General features: G+C 72.1%; 22 protein-coding genes. 8 read left to right on the top strand and 14 right to left on the bottom strand.

What is annotated here, in order from left to right; all coding sequences use genetic code 11:
- Positions 1 to 9 precede the first annotated feature (9 nt).
- The gene (locus ACFPIJ_RS27375) at positions 10 to 291 is read left to right on the top strand and encodes a hypothetical protein (RefSeq protein WP_380118712.1); all 282 of its coding nucleotides are present in this window, start codon (positions 10 to 12) and stop codon (positions 289 to 291) included.
- 70 nt (positions 292 to 361) lie between these two features.
- On the opposite strand, the gene ACFPIJ_RS27370 is transcribed toward ACFPIJ_RS27375, so the two are convergent.
- Complete coding sequence (locus ACFPIJ_RS27370; protein WP_380118710.1) at positions 362 to 733, bottom strand: hypothetical protein; 372 nt, start codon at positions 731 to 733, stop codon at positions 362 to 364.
- An 85-nt stretch (positions 734 to 818) separates the two neighbouring features.
- Positions 819 to 3,473: a glycosyl hydrolase family 95 catalytic domain-containing protein gene (locus ACFPIJ_RS27365; RefSeq protein WP_380118708.1), complete on the bottom strand. Its 2,655-nt coding sequence runs from the start codon at positions 3,471 to 3,473 to the stop codon at positions 819 to 821.
- A gap of 440 nt (positions 3,474 to 3,913) precedes the next feature.
- Here ACFPIJ_RS27365 and ACFPIJ_RS27360 point away from each other — a divergent pair, with 440 nt between their 5' ends.
- The 3 genes from ACFPIJ_RS27360 to ACFPIJ_RS27350 are packed head-to-tail and all read left to right on the top strand — an operon-like array spanning position 3,914 to position 7,289.
- Complete coding sequence (locus tag ACFPIJ_RS27360) at positions 3,914 to 4,249, top strand: hypothetical protein (RefSeq protein WP_380118705.1); 336 nt, start codon at positions 3,914 to 3,916, stop codon at positions 4,247 to 4,249.
- On the top strand, positions 4,218 to 6,323 hold the full coding sequence (locus tag ACFPIJ_RS27355; RefSeq protein WP_380118703.1) for an MFS transporter: 2,106 nt from the start codon (positions 4,218 to 4,220) through the stop codon (positions 6,321 to 6,323). The genes ACFPIJ_RS27360 and ACFPIJ_RS27355 overlap by 32 nt, the downstream gene beginning before the upstream one ends.
- Before the next feature lie 57 nt (positions 6,324 to 6,380).
- Positions 6,381 to 7,289, top strand: coding sequence for an NAD(P)H-binding protein (locus ACFPIJ_RS27350; protein ID WP_380118700.1), 909 nt, complete (start codon positions 6,381 to 6,383; stop codon positions 7,287 to 7,289).
- Positions 7,290 to 7,299: 10 nt separating this feature from the next.
- Here the strand turns inward: ACFPIJ_RS27350 and ACFPIJ_RS27345 are convergent, their stop codons facing one another.
- From ACFPIJ_RS27345 to ACFPIJ_RS27330, 4 genes are all read right to left on the bottom strand, one after another.
- Positions 7,300 to 8,064: a metallophosphoesterase family protein gene (locus ACFPIJ_RS27345; RefSeq protein WP_380118698.1), complete on the bottom strand. Its 765-nt coding sequence runs from the start codon at positions 8,062 to 8,064 to the stop codon at positions 7,300 to 7,302.
- Positions 8,061 to 8,828: an SAM-dependent methyltransferase gene (locus ACFPIJ_RS27340; protein WP_380119161.1), complete on the bottom strand. Its 768-nt coding sequence runs from the start codon at positions 8,826 to 8,828 to the stop codon at positions 8,061 to 8,063. Before ACFPIJ_RS27340 ends, ACFPIJ_RS27345 begins: the two co-directional genes overlap by 4 nt.
- Before the next feature lie 108 nt (positions 8,829 to 8,936).
- Positions 8,937 to 9,962, bottom strand: coding sequence for a CU044_5270 family protein (locus tag ACFPIJ_RS27335; RefSeq protein WP_380119159.1), 1,026 nt, complete (start codon positions 9,960 to 9,962; stop codon positions 8,937 to 8,939).
- Positions 9,963 to 9,967: 5 nt separating this feature from the next.
- A complete protein-coding gene (locus ACFPIJ_RS27330) occupies positions 9,968 to 10,570 on the bottom strand; it encodes an RNA polymerase sigma factor (protein ID WP_380118696.1) in 603 nt (200 codons plus the stop codon).
- 210 nt (positions 10,571 to 10,780) lie between these two features.
- On the opposite strand from ACFPIJ_RS27330, the gene ACFPIJ_RS27325 reads away from it, so the two are divergent.
- Complete coding sequence (locus ACFPIJ_RS27325) at positions 10,781 to 11,509, top strand: zf-HC2 domain-containing protein (RefSeq protein ID WP_380118694.1); 729 nt, start codon at positions 10,781 to 10,783, stop codon at positions 11,507 to 11,509.
- Here the strand turns inward: ACFPIJ_RS27325 and cobF are convergent.
- Positions 11,506 to 12,258 carry a precorrin-6A synthase (deacetylating) gene (gene cobF, locus ACFPIJ_RS27320; protein WP_380118692.1) on the bottom strand — a complete coding sequence of 251 codons (753 nt, stop codon included), beginning with the start codon at positions 12,256 to 12,258 and terminating at the stop codon, positions 11,506 to 11,508. The two genes, ACFPIJ_RS27325 and cobF, sit on opposite strands and share 4 nt — an antisense overlap.
- Before the next feature lie 63 nt (positions 12,259 to 12,321).
- Here cobF and ACFPIJ_RS27315 point away from each other — a divergent pair, with 63 nt between their 5' ends.
- Complete coding sequence (locus tag ACFPIJ_RS27315; RefSeq protein ID WP_380118690.1) at positions 12,322 to 13,296, top strand: class I SAM-dependent methyltransferase; 975 nt, start codon at positions 12,322 to 12,324, stop codon at positions 13,294 to 13,296.
- A gap of 21 nt (positions 13,297 to 13,317) precedes the next feature.
- Here ACFPIJ_RS27315 and ACFPIJ_RS27310 read toward each other — a convergent pair whose 3' ends face one another.
- The 4 genes from ACFPIJ_RS27310 to ACFPIJ_RS27295 all read right to left on the bottom strand — a co-directional run bounded on the left by ACFPIJ_RS27310 (position 13,318) and on the right by ACFPIJ_RS27295 (position 17,566).
- Complete coding sequence (locus tag ACFPIJ_RS27310; protein ID WP_380118688.1) at positions 13,318 to 13,749, bottom strand: YcxB family protein; 432 nt, start codon at positions 13,747 to 13,749, stop codon at positions 13,318 to 13,320.
- Between the two features lie 133 nt (positions 13,750 to 13,882).
- Positions 13,883 to 14,611 carry a histidine phosphatase family protein gene (locus ACFPIJ_RS27305; protein WP_380118686.1) on the bottom strand — a complete coding sequence of 243 codons (729 nt, stop codon included), beginning with the start codon at positions 14,609 to 14,611 and terminating at the stop codon, positions 13,883 to 13,885.
- A gap of 1,009 nt (positions 14,612 to 15,620) precedes the next feature.
- Positions 15,621 to 16,571, bottom strand: coding sequence for a TIGR03943 family putative permease subunit (locus ACFPIJ_RS27300; protein ID WP_380118684.1), 951 nt, complete (start codon positions 16,569 to 16,571; stop codon positions 15,621 to 15,623).
- Positions 16,568 to 17,566, bottom strand: coding sequence for a permease (locus tag ACFPIJ_RS27295; RefSeq protein ID WP_380119157.1), 999 nt, complete (start codon positions 17,564 to 17,566; stop codon positions 16,568 to 16,570). Before ACFPIJ_RS27295 ends, ACFPIJ_RS27300 begins: the two co-directional genes overlap by 4 nt.
- 48 nt (positions 17,567 to 17,614) lie before the next feature.
- Here ACFPIJ_RS27295 and ACFPIJ_RS27290 point away from each other — a divergent pair, with 48 nt between their 5' ends.
- Entirely contained in the window at positions 17,615 to 18,046 is a 432-nt protein-coding gene (locus tag ACFPIJ_RS27290; protein WP_380118682.1) for an XdhC family protein, read from the top strand.
- Here the strand turns inward: ACFPIJ_RS27290 and ACFPIJ_RS27285 are convergent.
- The 3 genes from ACFPIJ_RS27285 to ACFPIJ_RS27275 all read right to left on the bottom strand — a co-directional run bounded on the left by ACFPIJ_RS27285 (position 18,043) and on the right by ACFPIJ_RS27275 (position 20,417).
- Positions 18,043 to 19,425 (bottom strand): glycine--tRNA ligase, encoded by a 1,383-nt coding sequence (locus tag ACFPIJ_RS27285; protein WP_380118680.1) that lies wholly within the window; start codon positions 19,423 to 19,425, stop codon positions 18,043 to 18,045. The genes ACFPIJ_RS27290 and ACFPIJ_RS27285 overlap by 4 nt on opposite strands.
- Positions 19,426 to 19,581: 156 nt before the next feature.
- The gene (locus ACFPIJ_RS27280; RefSeq protein WP_380118678.1) at positions 19,582 to 20,076 is read right to left on the bottom strand and encodes an Rv0361 family membrane protein; all 495 of its coding nucleotides are present in this window, start codon (positions 20,074 to 20,076) and stop codon (positions 19,582 to 19,584) included.
- Between the two features lie 17 nt (positions 20,077 to 20,093).
- Positions 20,094 to 20,417 (bottom strand): antibiotic biosynthesis monooxygenase family protein, encoded by a 324-nt coding sequence (locus ACFPIJ_RS27275; RefSeq protein ID WP_380118676.1) that lies wholly within the window; start codon positions 20,415 to 20,417, stop codon positions 20,094 to 20,096.
- Between the two features lie 36 nt (positions 20,418 to 20,453).
- Here ACFPIJ_RS27275 and ACFPIJ_RS27270 point away from each other — a divergent pair, with 36 nt between their 5' ends.
- Positions 20,454 to 20,702 (top strand): DUF6703 family protein, encoded by a 249-nt coding sequence (locus tag ACFPIJ_RS27270; protein ID WP_380118674.1) that lies wholly within the window; start codon positions 20,454 to 20,456, stop codon positions 20,700 to 20,702.
- Positions 20,703 to 20,749 lie beyond the last annotated feature (47 nt).

Genomic DNA, 20,749 nt, shown 5'->3' with positions numbered 1-20,749 from the left:
GGACCAGGGGTGACCGGCGGCGGTGACGGGGAACAGGCCGGCGCGTGCGGTGTGGCGGGCACGGCGATCACGCGGGCGCAGACACGGCCGGCGGCGGGACCGGCACGGGTGGCATCGGTGGCGAACGGACGCGACGCCTCGGCATCGACGGACTCCTTCACATTGCTGGAGGAGCGCGCCGACGCACCTGCGGTGACGACGGTCCGCGGACGGGTGCCGTGGATTGCCGTCGTCGTTGACGACTGTGGCAAGAAGGCAGCCGAGCTGTCAACACTTTCATCGGATGAATAGCGGCCAGATCGAGGCCTGAACGGGCATCGGAGCGGATCTCCGCTGCATACATCGGTGGTATTGCGGCCCGCTAGGTCCGGATGATGCGCATTGAGGAGATCACGTCGCGGCCGCCGGTGTTGACCGTGTCCGGGTTGTCGGCGGTGAACGTCCACAGCGTGCTGAGGAAGCCGCGGTGCTGGAACGCGGTGACGGTCCAGCCGGACGGCACCCGGACCGAGGAGACGCCGTCGTTGGCGATCCCGGCCGCCCGCAACCGCGGGAGGTCGTAGTCGCCGGCGCCGAGCGTGACCGCCGAACCGCCGTAGTTGACGTCGCCGTAGAACGTCGGGCCGGCGTCGGCGGGCCCGGACCGGACGGCTGCGTACAGCACCGCGCCGGCCAGCAGCGCGGCGACGGCGGCGACGGGGATGAGCACCCGGCGCCAGGAAGCGGAGGACATCGCGGCTCCTTGTCGGCAACCTCATCGTCGGCGGAGGTCGTGGATCGCCGCCGGGACGGCGATCCACGACCAGGTGCGGGCGGATCTAGCTCCTGGTGATGCGCACCGAGGAGATCGCGTCGTTGTTGCCGGTGTTGATCATGTTCGGGTTGTCGGCGGTGAACGTCCACTGCGTCCCGGCGAAGCCGCTGTGCTGGAACCCGGCGACGGTCCAGCCGGACGGCACCCGGATGGAGGAGACGCTGTCGTTGGCGATCCCGGCCGCCTGCAACTGCCCGAGGTCGTAGTCGCCGACGCCGAGCGTGACCGCCGAACCGCCGTAGTTGATGTCGCCGTAGAACGTCGGGCCACCGCCGGGCTGGCTGCCGCCGCCGATGCCGAGGGTGGACGCGGTGCCGGACAGCGACTTCACGCCGTTGTTCTGCGTGCCGGTCAGCGTGGTCGCCGAGTAGGCCGACAGCAGCTTCGCGGTGCGCTCCACGACGTAGTTGGTGTTCGCCGCGGTGGCGAAGCTGATCTCCGACGCGGTCGAGGTGGTGATGATCGCGTTGTCGGAGGTCCGCCGGACCCGGACCTGCTGGGTGCCCCACGGGTTGACCACCCGGGCCTGCTTGCCGTGCAGGCTGCGCAGGCCGACGTACTTGACCTCGCCGCCCTCCCGCTCGGAGGAGACCAGGAAGCCGTCCTTGGCCAGCAGCGTGAACTTGCCGACGAAGCCGCCGAACGTCGGCGCGGCCGGGAACACCCGGATCTTGTCGTTGTAGCTCTGCATCAGCGCCTCGTTCATCGCCACCAGGTGGATGCCGAGGTACTCGAAGACGCCGTTGGTGTTGTTGGTCATGCCGTTGGGGTAGTTCTGGTAGCGCTGCAGCATGGTCTTCATGCCGTTGAAGGTCTGGTCACCGAGGCCCAGCCGGGCCGCCTGGGCGTGGTCGTTGGCCCACACGTTGCTGTAGGGGTTCGGCCGGCTGTTCCACGTGTTGAGCGCGGTCTGGTAGTCGCTCGCGCCGATGCCGGTGCGGTCGTACGGCCAGATCAGCTCGGCGGACACGTTCTCGCCGTTGCGCTGCTGGGCCGGCGCGGGCGGGTCGTGCGGCAGCCAGGCGCCGTTGGACACCTGATACGGGTGCATCCGGTTGACCAGGTCCTGCCACTGCGTGCGCAGCCCGCTGTCGACGTTGAGGTCGGTGGCGACCTGGATGGCGATCGGGGCGAGCAGCCGCACCGCGGCGAGGTCGGTGATCGCGTTCTTCACATCCCAGTACGTCTCATGCGCGTTGGAGTTGGGCATGACCCACTCGTTGTTCTGCAGCTGGAACCGGTTCTGGTAGAAGCGCAGCACGTCGCGCATGAACGGGTAGACCGTGTTCTGCAGATACGCGGTGTCGTTGGTGTACCGGTACTGCAGGTACATGTTGTAGGCGGCCTCGGTGCCGGTGGAGTAGATGTCGTTGACGTAGTCGCTGCCCACGGTGCCGCGGGCGTTGCCGTCCCAGCCCATCGTCTCGGGCACCCACAACGCGTTGCCGACCCCGTACCGCGTCTGCGTATAGGACGTCAGCGCGCCCTGGTTGCGACTGTAGAGCCGGTTGAACGTCGACATCATGTCGGTGTGGTTCGATGCCAGGAACGAGTTGTAGACATCTCGCTGGTTCCAGTACCAGTAGCCGTTGGACCACTTGGTGTTGTCCTGCGTCGCGCGGAACACCCCGTTGATGAAGTGCACCGGGTAGTTGCCGAACCCACCGGCGGCGATCATGTAGGTCGACAGGTAGTAGGCGTTCTCCAGGTAGTCGGCGTCGTTGCTGCCGCCGTACTGCACGAACGACCTGCCCCAGAAGCTGTGCCACCAGTTCTTGTAGTTGGTGAACGTGGTGCCGTAGCCGGTGGACTTCACCGAGGCGAGCTGGTTGCGCGCCTGGGTGACGGAGTCCCGGTTCGGCGCGTTGATCCGCGACGCGGCCGTGAACCAGATGGTGTAGCTCGACGACGGCGTGATGGTCAGCCGGACGCGGGTGCCGTTGACCGTCGAGGACGTGTACCCAGCACCCTCCACCGACGCCGCCAGGGTGTAGCCGAATCCGTTGGGGTCGGCCTGGCCGCGGGAGATGCCGATGCCGCCCGCGTCGGCGAAGGTCGACGCGGTCTTCCAGGTGGTCAGGTTCGGCACGTCGGCGGAGTTGGTGACCGCGTTGAGGTCCCACAGGCTCAGCTCGAGGGTGATGTTCGAGACGCCCGTCCGGGTGTCGTCGACATGGATGCCCATGACCTCGGAGTTGGGCGAGCCCATGATCGTGACCGTGCGGTTGGTGTCGTACTTCGTCGTCAGCGTGCCGTCGTACAGCGACAGGCGCTGCTGGAACGTCGAATACCCGGTGTTCATCGCCGGCGTCGTGGTGAGGCTGACGTTGCCGGCCGCGTACGCCGACTGCTCCGACAGGTCCACTCCGGACACCTGCATCGAGAGCTGGTTGGCGTTCCAGACCATCGCGCCGGTCCGGCCGTTGCCGACGGTCAGGCCGTACAGCGGGTTCGTGTTCGGCGAGTTGTAGACCACGTCGTGCTTGGACAGGTATGAACCGTAGTTCACATCCAGGGTGCCGGAACTCGAGTTGAACGCGGCGTCGGTCGTCGAGGCGCTGGCGGGCCCGGACTGGACGACGGTGTACAACAGCGTGCCGGCGAGTGAGGCGGCGGCGACGACGGGCATGAGCGCCCGGCGCCAGGCAGTGGGGGACATCGCGGCTCCTTGTCGGACTACATGAGACCGATGACGCAGGAATCAGGGCTCGCCGAAGACCCCGGGCATGTCGCGCATCCCGGACGATCAAGGCAGGGCATACATGGGATGTATCGCGATCATCGAACGCGAGCTTTGGCGGCAATCTGGCAGGCGGAGGCCACCCTGCGGTGCGTTTGGCGGTCGCACCTATCGACGGGTTACGGACATGCTCGGCGAAACATAGGATGACCGCCGGGCCGCTGTCAATACGAGCGGCCAACTCCGGCACAACGCACTCACCGAGATGCCCCGGGACCGGCCGGATCGTTACGGTCCGATCAATGGTTTCGTCAACGTCGATGTCTCGGCGACCTCCGCAGCACGTGGTCGCCAAGCGTCGTCCGGGGAGGAATGGGCATGTTCTCGACAACCAGCATCGGGGTGGCCGGCGGTGCGGCATGACCGCCCAGGCCCGGCCGGTGCCCACGTTCGCCCTGTACGGCCTGCTGTGGGCGCCCTATCTGGCCGCGATGCCAGTCCTGTGCGACGCGGCGGGCGGCCCCGGGCGGCTCGGCGCGATCCTGCTCGCCGGCGGCCTCGCCACCCTGCCCGCGATGTTCGCCACCGGGCGGCTGCTGGGGCGGTTCGGGCTGCGCCTCGGCCGCGCCGCGGTCGCCGGGGTTCACCGTCCTGGCCCCGCTGCCGGTCCTGGCCGCGACGGCCGGCCCGGCCGCCCCGCCGGGGCTGCTGCTGGCCGCCGTCGTGCTGTTCGGCGTCGGCACGGGCGCCTGTAACGTCGCCGCCGTCGGGCTCGCCGCGCACACCGAGAGCGTGCCCGGCCGCCGGACGATGAGCCGGTCCCACGCCGCGTTCAGCGGGGCGCTGCTCGCCGGGAGCCTCGCCGGCGGGGCCGCGGTGACCGCCGGGGTGTCACCGCTCGTCGTCGCCCTCGCCGTGAGCGCCGGGGTGCTGCCGGTCGCCGTCCGCCCGTTCCCCGCCGCCGCGCCACCCATGCCGTCCGTGCCGGCCGCGCCGCCCGTGACCGCCGGCCGGCGCCGGCTCACCTGGCCGGTCCTGGTCCTGTGCGCCGTCGGGGCGCTGGCGATGGTGATCGAGAGCGGGGTCCAGCAGTGGAGCGCAGTGCTGCTCACCGGCGAGCTGGGCGCGCCGGCCGGCCTGGCCGGGACCGCGCCGGGGGTGTTCGCCGGCGCGATGGCACTCGGCCGGCTCGCGGGCCACGAACTCACCAGGCTGCTGCCGGAGCGGGCGCTGCTCGCCGGGTCCGGGCTCGTCTCCGGCGCGGGGCTGGCCGTGCTGGCCACGGCCGGTTCCGTCCCGGTCGCCCTGGCCGGGATCGCCGTCGTGGGCGGGGCGGTCTCGGTGGCGACGCCGATGGTCTACACCCTCGTCGCCCGCCAGGTCCCGGGACCCGACCAGGCCCGTACCCTCGGCGCCGCCGTCGCGCTCGCCGGCGTCGGACTGCACCTCGGCCCTGCGTCGGTCGGCCGGCTCGCCGGCTCGACGGACCTGCGCACGGCCCTCGCCGCGCTGGTCGTCATCGCGGCGGCGTTCCTCGTCCTGGCGCTGGTCGTCCGGACACCGGCAAGGGCCGGCTGCCCTGCCGGCGCTGCCGGCGCTGGCGGCGCTGCCGGCGCTCCGGCCGCCGACCCGGCGCCGCCGAGTCCCGCGGTGATCAGCGGCTGCACCGGGCGGGGCGGGGCCGCGTTCGTCCACGCCGCGACGCCCCGGCACCTGATCGGTGACACGCCGGTGCCCGCCGGTGCGGGGGAGCGGCCGGTCGTGCCGCTCCCCCGCACCGGCGGGCACCGGGACTGGCTCGTCACCGGCTACCGCGAGGCCCAGCAGGTGCTGCGCGACGCCGCGCTGAGCCGGGCCGCCCTGACCGACCCCGAGCACCCGCCCGGGCCCGCGCTGCGCATGTCGATCACGGAGCTGGACCCGCCCGCGCACACGACGGTCCGCACCCTCGTCGGGGGCGCGTTCTCCGCCCGCCGGGTCGCCGGCCTCGTCCCGGTGCTCGACCGTGCCGCCGCCGCCCTCGCGGACGATCTCGCCCGGGCCGGCTCCCACGCCGACCTCCTGGCCGACTTCGCGGCGCCGCTCGCCTTCGACGCGCAGTGCGCGGTGCTGGGCGTGCCGCCGCGGCACCGGCCGGTGCTGCGCGAGCTGTCCCTGTGCCGGATCGCGCGGGCCCAACCGGTGGAACTGGCCGAGGCCGAGGTGCTGCTGCTCGACGGGGTCGCCGCGCTGTTCGCCGACGAGGCCGACCCGCCGGCGGGCCTGCTCCGCGAACTGCGCGACGGCGACCTCGGCCTGGACGCCGCCGACCGGCTGGCGCTCTCCGCGTCGCTGTTCTTCGACGGGCACGCATTGAGCGCCGCGCAGCTGGCCAACTCGCTGCTGTGGCTCCTGCTCGACGACGCCCGCCGGGCCCGGGTCACCGCCTCGCCCGCGGCGCTGACCGCGTTCGTGGAGGAGGCCGCCCGCAAGGTTCCGGCCGTCGGGTTCGGCATGACGCGGGCGGTGACCGCCCCGGTCCACGTCGGCGGCGTCAACCTGCACCCGGGCGACCGGGTCGTGGTGGCCCTCGGCATGGCGAACCGGGACCCGGACCGGCCGGGCGGGCAGCACATGACGTTCGGCTACGGCACGCACCACTGCATCGGCGCGCCGCTGGCCCGGGCGGTGATCGCCGCGGGCATCCGCGCGGCGCTGCGCCTGCCCGGGCTGACGCTCGCCGTCGACGAGACGGACCTGACGTGGTCGCTGAACGCCACCGTCCGGACCCTTGCCGCCCTGCCGGTGCGGTGGCGGACGGCCGACCGGCTGACCAGGCGCGCGGCGTGAACGGGTCCCCCCGGGCGGGTGTCGCCGGCCGGGCAGGGCGCGCCGAGCATTGCGTACATGACGGAAGCCGAGTCGCCCGTGCTCGTCACCGGGGCGGGCGGGGGCGTGGGATCGGTCGGGCGGACGGTGGTGGAGCTGCTGCGGCAGCGCGGCGTGCCGGTGCGGGCGTTCGTGCACCACGAGGACGACCGGACCGAGGTGCTGCGGGCCGCCGGAGCCGAGGTCGTGGTCGGGGACCTCACGCAGGCGGGTGACGTCGTGCGGGCCCTGGCCGGGTGCCGGCGCATGTACTTCGGGATGAGCGTGTCGCCGCGGTACCTGCAGGCAACCGCCACCGTGGCCGCGGCCGCCCGGGCGCAGGGTGACCTCGCGGCGCTGGTCAACATGTCGCAGATGACCGTCTCGCAGATGACGCTGACCAGCACCGCCGAGTCGAAGCAGCAGCGCCTGCACTGGCTCGCCGAGCAGGTGCTCGACTGGTCGGGCCTGCCGGTCGTCCAGGTCCGGCCGACCGTCTTCCTCGAGAACCCGCTCTTCACGACGTTCGCGGCCGGTTCGATCGCCGGCAGCGGCACGATCCGGCTGCCGTTCGGCTCCGGGCGCACCGCACCCGTCGCGGCCGATGACGTCGCCGAGGTGGTGGCCGACGTGCTGGCCGACCCGGCGCCGCATGTCGGGAAGGTCTACGAGCTCACCGGGCCGAGGTCGCAGGACATGACCGCGACGGCGGCGGAGTTCTCCGCCGCGCTGGGCCGGCCGGTCACGTACGTCGACGTGCCGCTGCGGCAGTGGATCGACGAGGAGCTGGCGCCGCTCGGGCTGCCCGCGCACCTGCAGGAGCACCTCGCCACCATGGCGCGGCTGCACCACGACAACCGCTACGACCGGCTGACCCACGACGTCGAGGCCGTCACCGGGCGGCCCGCCACCAGCGTCCGCGACTTCGTCGCCGCGCAGGCCCGGTGATCACGGACCGTCAGTCGGAGAACTCGAGGCGCTCGGCGTCGGCGGTCAGTTCGGCCACCGACGGCGGGGCGGTCAGCAGCCCCGTGATCACGTCGGCCTTCGGGTCGCCGGCGGCGACCGTCGCGGCGATGGCCGCGGCGACGTCGTAGCGGGTGCGGCGCAGCGCCACGTCCGGGCCGAGCAGTGCCCAGTAGGCCGTGCCCGGGGTGCTGTCGTGGTACGGCAGGCCGACGCTGCCCGGGTTGACGCTGCGCAGGTCGCCGGCGCGGCGGTCGAACTGCAGGTGGGTGTGGCCGCCGACGAGGATCCGCTCCGGCACGTCCGCGCTCAGGGCGGCCAGCCGCGCAGCGGGGGTGGCCGGGGTGACGAGTTCGGTGTCGGCGCGCGGCGAGCCGTGGCAGCAGCGGACGGCGCCGAGGCCGGTGACGTCGACGACCACGGTGAAGTGGAAGCCGGCGAGGAACTCCACCACGGGTGCCGGGTGCAGGCCGAGCATCCACGCCTCCCGCGGGGTGGCGGCGGGGCGGGTGCCGGCGGCGAGTTCGACCACGGCCCGGTCGGCGTTGCCGCGGACGAACACGGCGCGCGGGCCCAGGGCACGGACCAGGTCGGCGGTGCGGGCGGGCTCGGGCCCCCAGGTGAGATCGCCGCAGAAGACGACGAGATCGGCGGCGGCGACGTCCGGCTCGGCGAGGACGGCCTCCAGGGCCGGGACGTTGGCGTGCACGTCGGACAGGACGGCGAGCCGCTCGACAGGGCCGAAGCGGGCGGTCATGGCTTGCGGCCCACCGCCGCGTACATGGCGACGTCAGCGGGCGTGGCGTCCGGGTAGGCGTCGCGCCAGTCGCAGACCGCGACGATGCCCGGCGGCACCAGGTCCAGGCCCTCGAAGAAGGCGCCGAACTGCGCCGCGCTGCGGGCGTAGCCGTCGGTGCGGCCGGCGGCGAACATCGCCCGGTACGCCGCGGCGCCCGCCTCGTCGGCGAAGTCGACGGTGGCGTTCGTGGCGACCAGGTAGCTGCCGGACGGCAGCGCGGACAGCAGGGTCCGCACGATCGGCAGGGCGGCCTCGTCGGTGTGGATGAAGTGCAGGATCGCCACCAGCAGCAGGGCGACGGGGCGGTCCAGGTCGAGGGTGGCGCGCAGGTCGGGGTGCCGCAGGATGGCGGCCGGGTCGCGCAGGTCCGCCTCCAGGTACGCGGTCCTGCCCTCGGGTGCGCCGGTGAGCAGCGCCCGCGCGTGGGTGAGCACGATCGGGTCGTTGTCGACGTAGACGACGCGGGACGTCGGGTCGACGCGCTGGGCGAGCTCGTGGGTGTTGTCGGGGACGGGCAGGCCGGTGCCGATGTCGAGGAACTGGCGGACGCCGGCCTCCTCCGCCAGGAACCGCACGGCCCGGCGGAGGAAGGCCCGGTTCGCGAGGACCGCCGTGCGCACCGTCGGGAACGCGGCGGCGATCTCGTCGCCGGAGGCCCGGTCGGCGGCGAAGTGGTCCTTGCCACCGAGCCAGTAGTTGTAGCGGCGGGCCGGGTGCGGCATCGATGTGTCGATCCGGTCCTGTCCGGTCACAACGAACTCCCCCTCGTGTCACGGCGTCGCGGTGACGCTCAGGTTAGTCGATATGTCCGCACCCGTCCCACCCTCGTGCTACCCGCAGGTTTGCTGCTTCGGGCCGGGCTTCACCGCCGGCGCCTGGTCCGACACCGTCACCGACAGCTGGGCGGTCGCCGCCAGCTGGGTGCCGGCCGGCGCCCCGGCCTGGGCCGCGTCGACCACGACGGACCGCGAGCCGAGGTACCCGAACGTGACCGGGTCGAAGATCAGCTCGAAGCGCAGGCCGTTGTACACATAACCGACCGCGACGCCTGCACGCCCGGCGGCGTCCTGCGCGTCGCCGACCAGCTGGGCGCCGGGGACGAGCTTCAACGCCTGGAACACGGCCTTGTGCTGGGCCATGGGCATTGCGGCGCCGGCCAGCTCGGTGCCGGCCTTCCACGCGTAGTAGTTCTTGTCGGCGCCGCCGCCGGGGAACTTCCTGAAGTAGGTCAGCATGCCCTGCGCGTCGGCCGGCAGGGTGGCGTAGTACGCGTAGTCCTGCCTGGCGACGTCGCCCTTCACGGGGCAGAGCATGTGCTCGTCGACCGAGCCGGCGGCCGGCGCGCCCGTGGGGACGGCCCGCCCCGGGAACGGCAGCGGCTCCAGGTTCTCGGACCGGATCGCACCCTTCTTCGTGTTGTCGGAGGAGATCCAGGTGGTGCGCTTCGCCCGGTACAGGTACCGGCCGTCGTCGCCGAAGAACATCTGGTCCTGCACGACGGACTCGGTGACCACGAACTGCCCCGGCCCGGGCGTGACCCCGGGGGCGGCGGCCGCGGCCAGGTCGAGCACCTCGGCCACGGAGACCGGCTTCAGCGTGACCGCCGGAGCGGTCGACGACGGGCCGGCAGCAACCCCCGCCGGGGGCTTCGCCGGGGTCGTCGTGGTCAGCAGCACCGCCACGGCCACCCCGGCCGCGGCCGTGGCGAGACCCGTGACGGCCAGGAGCGGCCGCCGCGACCTGGGCCGCACGGCCCGCTCGGTGCGCAGCATCGTCACGAAGGACCGTTCGGCCCCGGTCAGTTCCTCGCCGGAAAGTTCCGGCACCTCACCGCGGAACTCGCGGAGTTGTCGCATGTCGTTCACAGGTCCTCCTGGATGGACGTCGGATCCGCCCCGCCGAGTGCCGCGCGCATCCTGCTTCGAGCCCGGTTCACCCGGGACCGCACCGTTCCCACGGGCACGCCGAGCGCGACCGCGATCTCCTCGTACGTGAGGTCTCCCCACGCCACCAGCAGCAGCGCGTCGCGGTAGCCGGGACGCAGGCCCGCCAGTGCCGCGGCGAGCCGCCGGTTGACGGCGTCCGCACCCAGCCGGGCATCGCTGTGCACCTCGAACCCCTCCGTCACCGGGTCGACGCCGGTGCGTTCCAGAGCTCTCAGGGCCCGGATCTCGGCGCGGCGCTGCCGGCCGATCAGGTTGGTGGCGATGCCGAACAGCCACGGCCGGGCGTCGAGCCGGTCCGCGGCGTATCGGTGCCGCTGCCGGAACGCCGCGAGGAACACGTCGGCGCAGACGTCCTCGGCAACGGACGGGCCGAGGCGGCGGGTCACGTACCGCTGGATCACCGGCGCGTGCCGGCGGAAGATCAGTGCGAACAGTTCGGGCTCATCCTGGGACCGCACGATGATCACGGCGTCGCCCACCGGTTCGGTGGCCACCGCCGTCTCGGTTGGTCTGGTCATCGGACATCAGGCCTCTCGGCTGTCGGTCAGTACACCCGGTACTTGCCCGACAGCCGGGCCGCGGTTCCCGATTTCAGTCCTCGACGCCGGCGGCGGCCCCGAACACCCACGGCGCGGTCTGCGCGATGACGTCTTGACCGATGTCCGGCGTAATCGTAGCCACGCGGGAACTTCCCCGGCCACGGCGGCGACTACCTGTCCGTGGAGTGCATGCGGTGCCGGGAAGCGCTGTCCGCGCGGATGGACGGCGAGGACGAGGCGGTCGCGCCGGCCCTGGTCGACGCGCACCTGGAGCAGTGCGGGGCGTGCCGGCGGTGGCAGGAGCAGGCGGTCACGGCGACGAGGGCGGCCCGGCTGTGGCCGCTGGCCGGCGTGCCGCTCCCGGCTGCCCGGCTCCTGGTGGGCTTCGCCCCCGCTGTCCGCCGGCGGGCGCGGCTCGCGCGCTCCCTGCGGGTGCTGCTCGGCGGGTTCGGGCTGGCGCAGTTCGTGCTCGGCATCGCCCAGGCCGCGAACGCCGCGACCGCCCACGTCCACCAGGCCGGGCACGTGTTCCACGAGTCGGCCGCCTGGAACGTGGCGATCGGCGCCGGGTTCGCCTGGATCGCGACCCGGCGGGCCACCCCCGCGGGCGCGCTGCCGATGCTGACCGCGTTCGTGGCGCTGCTCGCGCTGCTGTCCGCCAACGACCTGCTCGCCGGGGCGGTCGAGACGACGCGACTGGTGAGCCACGGGTTCGTGCTCGCCGGCTACGCGATCGTGGTCGCCCTGTCCCGGCCCGCCCTCGACCCCGGCGGCCCGCCCGCCGACCGGCAGCGCCCGCCGTGGCGGTTGGGGCGCCCGCCGGGCCTCGACGATCCCGCTCCGGCGCCGGCACCGGCCCGCCTGCGCCTGATCCAGGGCCAGGCGCACGTGAAGACCCGGCGCGACCGCGCCGCTTAGACCCGGCGCAGCAGGTACGTGTCCATGATCCAGCCCTTGCGGGCCCGGGCCTCGCGGCGCACCGCGTCGATCTCGTCGATGACCTTGCCGAGCCGCCCGGCGACGAGCAGCTCGTCGGGGGTGCCGAGGTACGCGCCCCAGTAGATGTCGACGTCCTCGTCGCGGTACGCACGGCAGGCGAGATCCGCGTCGAGCATGACGACGACGTCGTCGCAGCCGTCGGGCCAGCCGGCCGCGAGCCGGCGACCGGTGGTGATGTGGACCGGCCCGGCGACCCGGTTCAGCATGATCCGGTGCCGGGCGGTGAGCGCCTGGACGCTGGTGATGCCGGGGATGACTTCGTAATCGACGGCCACGTTCCCGCGGGCGGCGATCGTGTCCAGGATGCGGATCGTGCCGTCGTACAGCGCCGGGTCCCCCCAGGCGAGGATGCCCACGACCCCGTCCTCGGCCTCGGCGAGCAGCGCCTCCTCGATCATCCGGGCCCGCTCGTCGCGCCAGTCCCGCACGGCACCCTCGTAGTCGGGGGCGGTCCGGTCGCGGGGCGGGTCGGCGATGACCACCGTCCGGAACGGCCGGGAAGTGGCAAACCGCTCGCAGATCGCCCGCCGCGCCTCCGTCAGGTCCGCGGTCGTGTCGCCCTTGTCCAGGACGAGGAACACGTCGACCGCGTTCATGGCGTTGACCGCCTGCACGGTGACGTGCTCCGGGTCGCCCGCGCCGATTCCGATGATCAGTACCTTTCGCACCGGCCCATGATGTCAGGTGCCCCGCTGTCCACGGATCGGCGGCGGTTTGCGCATGATGTACCGATGACACAGGACCGGTGGGACGAGGTCATGGACCTGCTCGTGGCGGCGGTCCCGGCAGGGCCCGCGACGGTGGTGGTCGACGGCACCGACGAGCGGACCGGCCAGGTGGCCGACCGGCTCGCGGCGGCACTGCGAGCCGCCGGCCGCCCGTGCACCAGGCCACCCGGCGACGCCCCGGCCGCCGACGCCGCTGTCGTGGTCGCCGACGGGCCGTTTGCACGCGAGCACCCGCCGGTCGGTGGCTGGGACGTGATCGTCTGGCTGCGCACGTCACGGCGCCAGCACGAGGCCGACGGTACGCGAGGCGACACCGCGGACGTCGTCGTCGACCTGCACGACCCCGACTGGCCGGTCATCCGGCACCTGGCCCCCCGGCTCCTGCCGCATCACCGCTGGCACCTGACCGAGTCCAGGGCGTTCTTCGGGGTCCGCGCCGCGACGTGGGACGCGAAGTTCGGTGACGACCTGCCCGCATACGCCGCCGCGGTCGACGCCGCGGACCTCCCGCCGGGCGGGGTCGTCATCGACGCCGGCTGCGGCACCGGCCGGGCCCTGCCCGCGCTGCGCGCCGCGGTCGGCCCGGCCGGGACGGTCGTCGGGCTGGACCACACGCCGCAGATGCTCGCCAAGGCCCAGGAGAAGGGCAACGGCGGTCTCGTCCTCGCCGACGCGGGCCGGCTGCCGTTCGCGGACGGCAGCGTCGACGCCGTCTTCGCCGCCGGGCTCGTCATGCACCTGCCCGACCCCGTCGACGGGCTCCGCGAGCTCGCCCGGGTCACGCGGGCCGGCGGCCGGCTGGTGCTCTTCCACCCGACGGGCCGGGCCGCCCTGGCCGCCCGCCACGGCCGGGTCCTGCGCCCCGACGAGCCCCTCGCCGAGGGTCCGCTCACCGCGGCGGCCGCCCGCGCGGGCTGGCGGCTCGTGCGGTACGACGACGGACCGGACCGCTTCCTGGCGCTGGCCGACCGTTCCTGACCTCGCCGGTTCCAGCGTCTTTCAGCGTTCCAGCGTCGACTCGTGCTTGCCGGTGAGCAGGCCGCGGCCGACCAGGAACGCCCTGGCCTCGGCGACCTCGGCGGGCGACAGCTGCGTCCACGGCAGCACCAGGGGGTTGATCCCGGCGACCGTCACGACCCAGAACTCCGGCGTCTCCCGCACCGCCTGGACGGACTCCCAGCGGTACCCCACGTTGAGGCTCCTCGTGTGCGCCTGCACGTCGACGTCGGTCAGCTCATACGTCGCCGTCTCGCCGAGGATGCCGGTCCTGGCCTGCGCGGCCGCCCGCGAGACGAGCCACGGGAAGCAACACAGCCCGGCGCCGAGCGCGAGCGGCGCGGCACCCGACGGGATGTCATTGACGAACATGACCGCCCCGAACACGGCGACGACGGCACCGAGGACGTACAACCGCAGCAGCTTCCCACCCATCGTGGTTTTGATGGCTCGACGGGCGCGAGCCTGATCCGGCTCGACCGTGAAGCTGATGTGCATCGTTCTTCCCCCATCGACGCGCACACCGTACACCCGTGCCGTCCACCGGAGGGGGCGCCCTCCGCCGGGGTCAGATGCCGTCGCTGGCCGAGCCGACGGTCCAGTAGACGCGGTTGTAGTCCTCCAGCTCCAGCTGCTCGCCGGACGCCGCGACCCGGTACGTCGTCACCCCGCAGTTGGCCGGCGTCTGCCCCTCCGGCCAGCGCTGCGCCTGCTGATACCCCCACCGCTCCAGCAGGAACCGGAAGCACCGCAACGTCCCACCGTGCGTGACAACCATGATCTTCTGCCCCGGCCGGTCCCGGAACAACGTGTCGAGAAACGTGTGGACCCGCCCGGTCACGTCCGCAAGGCTCTCCCCACCCGGCGGCCGCGCCATGAACCCGCCGAACGTGTGCCAGTACTCGTTCAGCCACGGGAACGCCGCCTCCGCCTCGGCGGTCGTCATGTCGTAGGCGAACCCGGGGTCACGCTCCCGCACGAAGATGTTGGTCCGCACCCGCATGCTGTCCCGCTCCTGCGACGTGTACGCCCCGAGAATGCCCTCAGCGGTCTGCACGGTGCGCGCGTACCCGCTCGTGTACACGTAGTCGAAGACCCCGAACCGCTCCCGGATCGCGTGGCCGGTCTGCTCCGCCTGCTTGTGCCCGTCGGCCGTCAGGTCGATGAGATGGTCGGGCACCCCGCGCACCACCTGCCGGGCCGCGTCGTCGGCGAAGTAGACGCTGCCCTTCTTCGCCTGATTCCGGGCCGACTCGGCGTGCCTGACGAGCACCAGCAGTGCCGGGCGCTTGGACACCGTTTCCTCCTCAGCGGTCGGGCTTCCACCCCCTCGACTCTCGCACCTCCACGCTCGCACCGGCAGCCCCGCCGTCGTCGCCGTGATCACAGGCAGGTGCCGGGATCGCCCGCTCCGACGCTCACCAATGTCCGGACAGTCCTCTGTGTACGCCTTGCTCCACCCCACCCCGCAGAGCGGACCTTCCCGGAGGTCACGCGCTGGCCGTGGGCGACCAGTCCGCGACTTCGATCATGGACCGAACAGCGCGCCGTCTCATGTTGAGCCGTGCGTGATCTTGCGCCCGTGATCGAGGCCGCCCACCGGCTCCGCGGACAGCCAGCCAGCGACTTCGATCACCAGGAAAATCCACTCCCGGCACAGCACAAGCCGACAACAAGGCCGAACCAGACACCGGCAGCACCGGACCGAGCGCCACGCACGCGGCAACGTCGCCGCCTTCCCCAACAGCCCAAAGGATCCCCGGGCACCCGACCCCGCGATCCTTCGACTTGTCGCACCACCATCCGCCAGACACGACCTTGCACAGATCGAAGTCGTGCAGCGGTCGCCCATGCAACCAAAACGCGCCTTCGATCACCGACATGGCAGCGTTCGCCCCGGAACAGATCTCACAAAGACGACAAAACGAATCCGTGGCAACGTCTTGACCGGCGGCGCCACCCAAGATTTCGATCCGCGCCTTCAGGGTCGTGCACAACTTGGTGAGCAACGGGGCCCTCATCGAGGCCTGCGCACCATCCCCGACCTCGCCGCCCACCGCCACGGCACCGCAGCGCCCCGCGCGGCATCACCGAGATCCTCAGGAAGCACCGGTGGACCCGGATTCGCCCGCAGCGCGGCGTGACGCGGCCGGAGGCACCCGGGTCAGCCACCGCGGACGCAACCCCGGTCGGAGACACCCGAGTCTGCCATCGCGGGCGTGACACGGCCGGAGACACCCGAGCCGGCCGCCGCGGACGCGACCCGGCCGGAGGGCTCAAAGGTCGCCCACCGCCGGGGTGTGGGGCTACGACTCGTACTGCTCGACGGGCGCCTCGATCAACGCCACCTCGGCCACCTCGATGAACGGGATGGTCTCGCCGTTGACGGTGTCCTTCACCTGCCGGCCCGTGTAACCGCCGGTGACCCGCAGCCACTGCTCGTCGCGGAGTCCTTCGGGCAGCTGCCCGGCGAGGGCGACCTTCACCGGTCGCGCGTCGGCGGCGCAGCAGCTCAGCATCATGCGGGCCAGCAGCCAGGTGCCCTCGGGGCCCCGCATCACGAACCCGGTCAGCTCGACGCGCCGCTCCCCCAGCGACACCCCGCGGTCGAACACGGCCCTGGACGCGTAGTCGAGCATGGTCAGTTTGACCGGGTCGCCGGCCGGCAGCGGCGCGAAGTCGGACTTCTCCACCAGCGCCGACCCGGCCCGGCCTGCCGCATACGACCCGAGCGCCGGCGGCGCCACCAGCAACAGCCCGAGCACCGGCGCGAGCAGCAGCCAGGCGACCTTCGGCCCGCCAGGCCCGTGCCCATGCCCGTCGTCGTCCCCGTGCCCGTCGTCCCCGTGCCCGGCAGCCCCATGACCGTCAGCCCCATGACCGTCAGCCCCATGCGTGACAGCCCCGTGCCCGTCGTCACCATGCACGGCCGCCCCATGACCGGCGTGCCCGGGCGAGCCGCCGCCGTCCATGCCCACGACCGCAGACCCACCGGCCACGGCCGGACCATCACCGCCGCCGGCCCCGGCCACCGCCGGACCACCGGCCACTGCGGGACCACCGGCCGTTGCCGGCCTGGTGGGGCGCAGCTCATACCAGAGCGAGAAGAGCCCGGCGACGACCAGAATCGCCCCGGCGAGGATCAGATACGGCTGGAGCCCCGCCTTGACGTAGTTGAGGTACTGATCGGTGAGGCTGGCCCGCAGCACCGCGCCCCCGACGAGCAGCAGAATGACCGCCTGCGCCTGCCTGTTCACAACAGCACCGTCCCGACCACTGCGGCCACCCCGATCGCGAGCACGAACGTCGCCGGCGCGAACCGCAGCGCGAACCCGCGCCCGAAGATGCCGGCCTGCATGGCGAAGAGCTTCAGGTCGATCATCGGACCGACGACCATGAACGCCAGCCGGGCGGTCATGGAGAACTGGGTCAGCGACGCGGCGACGAACGCGTCGGCCTCGGAGCAGATGGACAGCAGCACGGCGAGCAGGCCCAGCACCAGGACCGCGATCACCGGGTCGGCGGCGAGGTGCGCCAGCCACGACTTCGGCACGACCACGCCGATGACGGCGGCGGCGGCTGCGCCGATGACCAGGAACCCGCCGGCGTGCAGCACGTCGTGCCGGACGCTGGCCCAGAACGCCGGCCATTTGTCCATCCCGTCGAGGTGCGCCCGCGACGGCATCCTGAGCCAGCTGCCCTTGCCGAACGCCTGCCACAGCCAGCCCATCAGGCACGCGACGACGAGGCTGGCCAGGGCCCGGGCGATCACGACCCGCGGCTGGCCGGGGAACGCGACCGCGGTCGAGACCAGCACGATCGGGTTGACCGCGGGCGAGGCGAGCAGGAACGCGAACGCGGCCGCGGGGGTCACGCCGCGGCGGACCAGGGCACCGGCGACCGGCACGGACGCGCACTCACAGCCGGGCAGCACGACCCCGGCGACGCTCGCGGTCGGCACGGCGAGCGCCGGATGCTTCGGCAGTGCTTTGGCGAAGAACGACGGCGGCACGAACACCGCGATGATCCCCGACAGCACGACCCCGAACACCAGGAACGGGATCGCCTGGGTCATCACGGACACGAAGACCGTCAGCCAGGTCTGCAGCGCGGGCGCCGACAGCGACTCGGTGAGGGGTCCGCGAAACAGCACCACCACCACGAGCAGCGCGGCGAGCACCTCGACCGAGCCGATCCGCCGCCGCCGCCGTCGTCGGGCGGCGTCGGTGCTGGTGGGCGGCGAAGACGTCATCGTCACGCCTGGAGGCTACCGTCCAGGTATGACAGTTCGGCGAAGCGCATGAGCACAGACGCTGAAAGGGCGCTCGTGGCGGTGTTCGACACCCCCGTGGCCACGCACCTGATGCAGTTCGCGACCACGCTCGGCTACCGGGTCACCCTCGCCGACCCGGACCTCACCGACACGCAGATCGACGGGCACACCGACATCGTTGTCACCGACCACGACCGGCCGGAGCTGGGTGCCGTCCTGCGGGACGCCCTCAACTCACCGGCCCGCTGGATCGGCGTGATGGGCAACATGAGGCACGCCGGCCCGCACGTGGCGGCCCTGCGCGCGTTGAACGTGCCCGAGGACGAGATCGCCAGGGTGCACCGCCCGGTCGGCCTGAACATCGGCTCGAAGACGCCGGCGGAGATCGCCCTCGCGACCCTCGCCGGCCTCATCGCCGACCGTAACGGCCGGCCGGGCGGGTTTTTCCAGACGCCCTAGCAGCCCGGCAGCCGCTCGATCAGGTATGTCTCGACCTGGTCGAGCGACACCCGCTCCTGCGTCATGGTGTCGCGGTCGCGGACCGTCACCGCGTTGTCGTTGAGCGTCTCGAAGTCGACGGTCAGGCAGTAGGGCGTGCCGATCTCGTCCTGGCGGCGATACCGGCGACCGATGCCCTGCGCGTCGTCGAAGTCGACCGTCCAGCGCTTGCGCAGCTGCTTGGCGAGGTCACGGGCCTTCGGTGACAGGTCGGCGTTGCGGGACAGCGGCAGCACGGCCGCCTTGACCGGCGCCAGCCGCTTGTCGAAGCGCATGACCGTGCGCTGCTCGACGCTGCCCTTGGTGTTCGGCGCCTCGTCCTCGTCGTAGGCCTCGAGCAGGAACGCGAGCACCGCGCGGGTGAGACCGGCGGCCGGCTCGATGACATACGGCACCCAGCGTTCCTTCTTCTCCTGGTCGAAGTACGACAGGTCGACGCCGGAGTGCTTGGAGTGCGTGGTGAGGTCGAAGTCGGTGCGGTTGGCGATGCCTTCGAGCTCGGAGAACTCCTGGCCACCGAAGCGGAAGCGGTACTCGATGTCGACGGTGCGCTTCGAGTAGTGCGACAGCTTCTCCTTCGGGTGCTCGTAGAAGCGGAGGTTGTCGGCGGACAGGCCGAGGTCGAGGTACCAGTTCCAGCGCTCCTGGAGCCAGTACTCGTGGGCCTCCTCGTCCTTGCCCGGCTCGACGAAGTACTCCATCTCCATCTGCTCGAACTCGCGCGTGCGGAAGATGAAGTTGCCGGGGGTGATCTCGTTGCGGAAGCTCTTGCCGACCTGCGCGATGCCGAACGGCGGCTTCTTGCGCGCGGCGCCCTCGATGTTCTTGTAGTTGATGAAGATGCCCTGCGCGGTCTCGGGCCGCAGGTAGTGCAGGCCCTCGTCGTTCTCGACGGCGCCGAGATACGTCTTCATCAGGCCGTTGAACATGCGCGGCTCGCTGAACGTGCCCTTGTTGCCGCAGTTGGGGCAGTTGATCTCACCGAGGACGAAGGGCTTGTCCGCGCCGTGCTTCTCGACGAACGCCTCTTCGAGGTGGTCGGCACGGAAGCGCTTGTGGCACGACGCGCACTCGGTCAGCGGGTCGACGAACGCGTCGACGTGGCCGGAGGCGACCCACACGTCCCGGGAGAGGATGACGGCGGAGTCCAGGCCGACGATGTCGTCGCGCTGCTGGACCATGGTGCGCCACCACTGCCGCCGGACGTTGTCCTTGAGCTCGACGCCGAGGGGGCCGTAGTCCCAGGCGGAGCGGGTGCCCCCGTAGATCTCACTGGACGGGAAGACAAAGCCGCGGCGCTTCGCGAGGCTGACGACGGAATCGATGCGATCGGCGGCCATGGTTCCTCCTCGGCCTCACGGCGACTGGCTGTCGGCAAGGCGGGTGTCGGGTGCTGAAAGGTCGGTCAAGACGGGCAAACCGTCAACGTCCACATCGACGGTACGGTTACGCCCGGGCGAGCCGCACCAGATTATCCGCAGTGCCACCGGGGCCGATCAGTCGACCCCTCCGCAGATCACCCACCGGGTCGTCTGCTGCAGCATGGTGAACGTCATCAGCGACTCACCCTGGCCGCGGCGTTTCACGGTCGCCGGGACCTGGACGAGGTTCACGTCGACGTCGTTCTTGTCGACGATGAAGTCGGTGACCTCGGAGCCGCGGTAGTGCTGCTCGTACCAGGCGACGGTGTGCGTGCGCTGCTGCTCCGGGCACAGCTGCCCGCGGGCCGCCTCGTAGTCGGCCGCCCGCATCGCGGTCAGGTAGGTGTCGACCACGCTGACCAGCTGGGAGCGGGCGACCCCTTCGAGGCCGGTGAGCAGGAAGCCGCCGCCGAGGACACCGCCGACGCAGCACAGCACGAGCACCAGCCCGCCGACGCCGAGACCGATCCACAGGCCGCGCAGGTCGCGGTCGCGGGGCGGCGCCGCGAACGGTGTCACCACGCCGGGGCCCGGTGGCGGCGCCGGCACCTCGGTCGGCGAGGGCATCATGCCCCAACAGTATCCAACTACGCCCGGTCGCTCGCGGTGACCGTGAGCGCGCCGCCGGGGGCGACCTCGGCGAGCTCCTCGAACGCGGACGGTTCGTCGAGGGACTGGGCGAGCAGGGGCGTGGCGTACATCTTCACGTCGAAGGCCGACAGCGCCCGCCGGTACGCCCCCACCGACTGCCATTCGGTGACGATGCTCCAGTGCGTCGGGTCGTCGAACGCGCGGGCCAGGCGGCCGCGGAGATACCCTGGGCAGGCCGCGAGGGCGCCGAGCGCGGTGTGCGCGCGCTCCACGAACCCTTCGTCGGTGTCGTCCAGCACGAACCGTGTCACCACCAGCATGCCGCCGAGCATACGGACCCGAGGAGCACACCCGAGATGACCCAGCGTGTTCTGACCCGGTTGGGACGGGTCAAGCCGACGACGGCGTTCCTCGGCGTCGGTGTGCTCGTGTTCGTGGCGCTGGTCCTGCCCGGCGCGGTCGGCGCCCTGCTGCTGCTCGCCCTCGCCGCCGGCGCCGGGTGGCTGCTCGCCCAGACCTGGTCGCTGCACCAGCCGCGGGCACGGGTGATGCGGCTGGCCATCCTGGGGCTCGTCGTGCTCCTCGCCGTCGCGAAGCTCACCTGACCACCGCCGTACCCCATCGCAACCGTCGCGAAGCTCACCTGAAGTTG

The organism is Dactylosporangium cerinum, assembly GCF_042653625.1.
GTDB lineage: Bacteria > Actinomycetota > Actinomycetes > Mycobacteriales > Micromonosporaceae > Dactylosporangium > Dactylosporangium cerinum.
Note: the sequence above shows the minus strand (reverse complement) of the source record. Positions and strands in the feature narration are given on the sequence as shown.